Source organism: uncultured Empedobacter sp., assembly GCF_937930195.1.
Taxonomy (GTDB): domain Bacteria; phylum Bacteroidota; class Bacteroidia; order Flavobacteriales; family Weeksellaceae; genus Empedobacter; species Empedobacter stercoris.
Genome location: NZ_CALGVK010000031.1, coordinates 1 through 4,792, shown reverse-complemented (window position 1 = coordinate 4,792; position 4,792 = coordinate 1). Strand labels below are relative to the sequence as shown.

Genomic DNA, 4,792 nt, shown 5'->3' with positions numbered 1-4,792 from the left:
ATGAAGCTTGATTAACACCCGATAAATCATGCACCATATCCGAAACTTTGAACGCTTGTTTATCGTCCATCAATTGGCGATTCACAATACTAATTGTTTGTGGTAAATCTTTCAGATTTCCATTCAATTTTCCATCAAAAGTGATCGTATGTTGATAATATGAATTCTTTTTATCTGAGCTAATTAAAACTTCTCCTAATTGCGTCGATTCCTTTGATAAATAGATTTTAAGACCAGTTTGCTCATTCCAATTTTGTTTTGTAATTACAAAATTTGTTGAATTCAAACCATCAGCCAAAATCGAAATTGTCAATGGAAGTTGAACTTCTTTTTCGAATTTAAACTCTCCATTTTCAGCAGTTTCTACGTTGTACGTATCATTTTCTATTGAAATAATTGCATTCGAAATTGGTTGATCTTCTTGATTAAGAATTTTACCAAAAATCATTTTTGTTTCTTGCGCAGTTGCTGTTATACCAAGAAAAATGAAAAAACTAAAGGTGATAATTTTATACATGAAAGATGTTTTCATTTTGAGAAATATTATTTTTTAATTCGATTGTACTAATCTCTTTTTGCATATGATAAGTCGGAAAGCTTGATTCTTCACAAAACATCATCAAATCAAAACCTTGTTTTAACCAGAATTCATACGCTCCTGGCAAACTTGGGTGCGTGTGCAAATACAAACGATGAATATTTTTTTGATGCGCTTGTTTTTCCAATTCCTGAAACAATTGCGTTCCCAAACCAAATCGACGATAAGCTGGTTCGACAAACAAACGAGCAACCTCAACCGTTTTTTCTTTACCCACAGAAAGATGAGGAAAACGATAATCGAAAGGCATCATACCGATAACGCCAATAATTTTATTGTTTTCATCACGTGCCTGAAGAAAAATTCCAGCTTGACTTTCGATGTAATTTGACATAAAATTCAACAAGTCTTTTGGAACAATTGTCGGATCTAATGTTGGAAATAAATCGCGTCTAAACTCGATCACATAAGGCAATATTTCTTCGACCTGATGAGTTTCAACAGGTGTAATTTTTATATTTTTCATTCAATTTTTATTTTAATTGTGGTACAAACAATTGTTTTCCTTGATGAGTTAAATTCAATAAAGGCAATTGATACGTTTCTTGCAGAATATTTTTAATTTCTTCTTGATTATAATTTTCTAAATCAACCAATTGATGATTTTTCATCATATAAAATTGATCACCATACATAAATGCCAAATTAGGATCATGCATCACACAAAGCACTGTTTTTCCTTGCTTGACAAGTTCTTGTAAGGTTTCTAAAACCAAAACTTGGTAATGTAAATCCAAGTGATTCGTTGGTTCGTCTAACATCAAAACATCTGGATTTTGAACCAAAACACGACACAACAACACCAATTGTCTTTCTCCACCAGAAAGTGAAGTATAGGCTTTGTCTTTTAAATGCCATAAATTAAACTTCGTCAACATTTCTTCGACAATTTGATAATCTTCATTTTTAGGAGAAAATCTCGAAAAAGAAGCGCGACCAGTCATCACAACATCAAAAACTTTGAATGGAAAAGTCGTTTGATGAAACTGCGTCATAAAACCAACACGAAGCGAAGATGATCCAATTTTTATCTTTCTACGTTCTTCATTTCCAATGAAAACATTTCCGTCGTATTTCTTCTCCAAACCTGCAATGATGTTAAACAAAGTTGATTTTCCACTTCCGTTTTTTCCCATCACAACAGATAATTTTGCTTCAGAAAAATTGACATTTACATCATTTAGAATTTTATCTTTTCCATACGTAAACGATAAATTTTGTATGTTAACTATTGCTTTCATTAGTTCCAATTTGCTGCGTTTTTTCTCATCAGATAAATAAAAATTGGTGCACCAATCAACATTGTAAAAACACCAACCGGAATCTCAAAAGGCATTACCGTTCTCGAAAAATCATCGATTACTAAAAGAAGAGTTCCGCCAATACTAATATTTGCCCAAACCGTTTTTTCGTTATTTGGTCCAAAAAACATTCGACTAATATGTGGAACAATTAATCCAAATAAGCTAATCACACCAACTGCAGCAACACAAGCGGCTGTAATTAAGGTTGCAACTCCAATCAAAATTACTTTGAGAAGTCCTGGTTTTACACCAACTGCAAGTGCTTCTTCATCTCCCAAAGACAATAAATTGAGTTTCCAACGGAATAAAATAATAATGGTTAAACCAATTAAAATCGGATAAAAAGCAATTTCTACTTTTTCCCAAGAAGCTGTATGTAAATTTCCCATCGTCCATTGCACAATCATTTGCAATTTGTATGGATCGCTGATGTATTGTAAAAGTGTCAAAACAGCTGTAAAAACTCCAGAAATTATCATTCCTGATAAAACCATATTGATTAATGAACTTTTGACGTTTGTTTTTGAAATTAAATACGTTAATAAAACAGCACAAATTCCAAATACAAATGCTGAAATATTGATAGATAATACAGGAACAACCATTGCTAAAGCTGCGCCAACAGCAGAACCAGATGATATACCTAATGTAAATGGATCTACAATTGGGTTTCTGAAAATTGCCTGTAAAACATTACCAGATGATGCCAAAGCTGCACCAACAATAAACGTTAATACAATACGAGGTAAACGAACTTGCCATAAAATAGTTTCTATACTTGATTGAGGTAAATTAGTTGTTCCCGAAATTAACTTGCTCATTGCAGATGAACTGTAACGAATCAACTCCGAAATACCTACAAAATTCGTTGCGCCCATTGTCATAGAAAGAATGACAACCGTAAGTGGTAAAATCAAAAGTAGACCGTAAGATTTCAATTTAGATTGCATTTTTCTTGTATAAATCTGGTTTTTGGTACAATTGCATGATATCATTTTGTACCTCTTTATCTAATTGTTCCGTCGAATAAGCCGAAGGATAACACCAATTGCGAAGTTGTTTGGCAAATAATAAAAACTTAACTGTATGCGGATCGTAATAAAAAGCAGGATTCATCGCGAAAACTTGTTTTGATTTTACCGCTGGCAAAGCTGCTAATTCTTTTAGTTGATACACCTCATCAAGGCTCGAATTCCAAAGAACAATCAAATCTGGATTCCATTTATAGATCGATTCTGCACCAACATTTGGCGATTCCATTTCTAATGGACAAGCATTTTCTGCACCCGATAATTTGATTGCTAAATCTAACAAAGTTCCTTTTCCAGATGTCGAAAAAATACGTCCTTTAGACCACGCATAATAGACTTTTTTAGGTTTTTCATTTACAGGAGCTTTCAACTTTTTAGCCTCTGTTTTTACATAAGAAACCACTTCCTCTGCACGTTGTTTTTTTCCTAATAAAGTTCCCATTCCAAGCAATTCTTTGTAAATCTTATCTTGACTTAAACTTGAAACGGTAAAAACTGGAATATTTAATTCTTCTAATTGCTGAATTGTTTCGATATTTTGTTCATAAACAATCGCTAAATCAGGTTGCAAACCAACAATTGTTTCGATATTACTTGATCCACCTCCAAAAGTTGGCGTCGCAATTGTTTTATTTTTAATTCGCTCATCTAATTTTGCATAGAACTCAAATTTATCTTCATTCTGAAAAACTTGTTGCGGAATTCCAACCACTTTATCTTCGGCATGCAACATGTAAATTTCGTCCAAAGAAGGTTCAAAAAGTACAATCACTCGTTTTGCTTCTTGTGGTAACGAAACCATTTTTCCACGACTATCTTCCGCTTTTATTTCACCTTGTTGTTCGCTCTTTTTTGAAGAAGAAGAATGACAACTTTGAAAGAAAATAAAGAATGATAAAATAAGGGTTATACGATGAAGTATTTTACAATTCATGGTTTAATTTTTTACCAAATTTTTTAATAAAAATTCACTAATTAATTGTGCTTCGACAAGTTGTATTTTATCTTGATAGCGAGTCAAAAGTTGCTCGTACATACGACCATCATAAGGAAGCAAAAGTTGATTATCGTCGTCGTTTTTCCAATAAATAGGAAGGTGACGATTGCCAACGAAGTAACAAAAATCAGCGGCATCGGACTTCGACTTTGCAGAAAACTGAATACACAAACAAGGTTTTATGTAAACTAAAGCTACTAATTTGTTTTCATGAAATAATCGATCGCCGTTCTGCCACTCATTTTTAGTTTGTAATCGAATTTCTAATGTTAAACCAGCAGTTGTTTTTCGCGTAATTTTTTGTTTTCGAATCTCAAACCATTCAATCGTTAATTGATCCAAAATATTTTCTACTTGTTCAGTTTTTGACTGAATTTCATCTATAATTACCAACTGATTTTCCATTGTTTCGATCTATTATTTTTGTTGTGCAGCTTCTTTTTTCAACTGAACTTTCTCTTTCAACCATTGACACCATTCGTCAATTCCTTCTCCATTCAACGTACTGATTGTTTGCACTTCTAAGTTTGGATTAACCTCTCTTGCATCCTTTGTAACCGCCTCGATAGAAAAAGGAACATATGGTAATAAATCTGATTTAGAAACCAACATCAATTCACTTGTTAAGAACATACGTGGATATTTCTTTGGTTTGTCATCACCTTCAGTTGTAGCGATAAGTGTAACACGATAATCTTCACCTAGATCAAAAGCAGATGGACAAAGAAGATTTCCTACATTTTCGATAAATAATAAATCTGTTCCATCCAAATTAATATGATCCAAAGCTTGTAAAATCATTTGCGCTTCGATATGACACATTCCGCCTGTTACAATTTGTAAAGCATTGATTCCTACTTCG

At 32.9% G+C, this 4,792-nt stretch carries 6 protein-coding genes and 1 pseudogene; all 7 read right to left on the bottom strand.

Going from position 1 to position 4,792, the window contains the following annotated elements; all coding sequences use genetic code 11:
• A pseudogene (locus Q0616_RS01825) lies at positions 1–532 on the bottom strand (TonB-dependent siderophore receptor); the annotation flags it as partial.
• A complete protein-coding gene (locus tag Q0616_RS01820) occupies positions 510–1,064 on the bottom strand; it encodes a GNAT family N-acetyltransferase (RefSeq protein ID WP_286484150.1) in 555 nt (184 codons plus the stop codon). The gene Q0616_RS01820 and the pseudogene Q0616_RS01825, both read right to left, overlap by 23 nt.
• A gap of 7 nt (positions 1,065–1,071) precedes the next feature.
• Positions 1,072–1,839, bottom strand: a complete 768-nt coding sequence (locus Q0616_RS01815; protein ID WP_286484149.1) for an ABC transporter ATP-binding protein — start codon at positions 1,837–1,839, stop codon at positions 1,072–1,074.
• Positions 1,839–2,852 carry an iron ABC transporter permease gene (locus Q0616_RS01810; RefSeq protein ID WP_286484148.1) on the bottom strand — a complete coding sequence of 338 codons (1,014 nt, stop codon included), beginning with the start codon at positions 2,850–2,852 and terminating at the stop codon, positions 1,839–1,841. The genes Q0616_RS01815 and Q0616_RS01810 overlap by 1 nt, the downstream gene beginning before the upstream one ends.
• Positions 2,842–3,867: an ABC transporter substrate-binding protein gene (locus Q0616_RS01805; RefSeq protein WP_286484147.1), complete on the bottom strand. Its 1,026-nt coding sequence runs from the start codon at positions 3,865–3,867 to the stop codon at positions 2,842–2,844. Before Q0616_RS01805 ends, Q0616_RS01810 begins: the two co-directional genes overlap by 11 nt.
• Before the next feature lie 3 nt (positions 3,868–3,870).
• The gene (locus Q0616_RS01800) at positions 3,871–4,335 is read right to left on the bottom strand and encodes an urease accessory protein UreE (RefSeq protein ID WP_286484146.1); all 465 of its coding nucleotides are present in this window, start codon (positions 4,333–4,335) and stop codon (positions 3,871–3,873) included.
• A gap of 12 nt (positions 4,336–4,347) precedes the next feature.
• Positions 4,348–4,792, bottom strand: a 445-nt coding sequence (hypB, locus tag Q0616_RS01795) for a hydrogenase nickel incorporation protein HypB (protein ID WP_298774556.1), incomplete at its 5' end; no start/stop codon positions are given.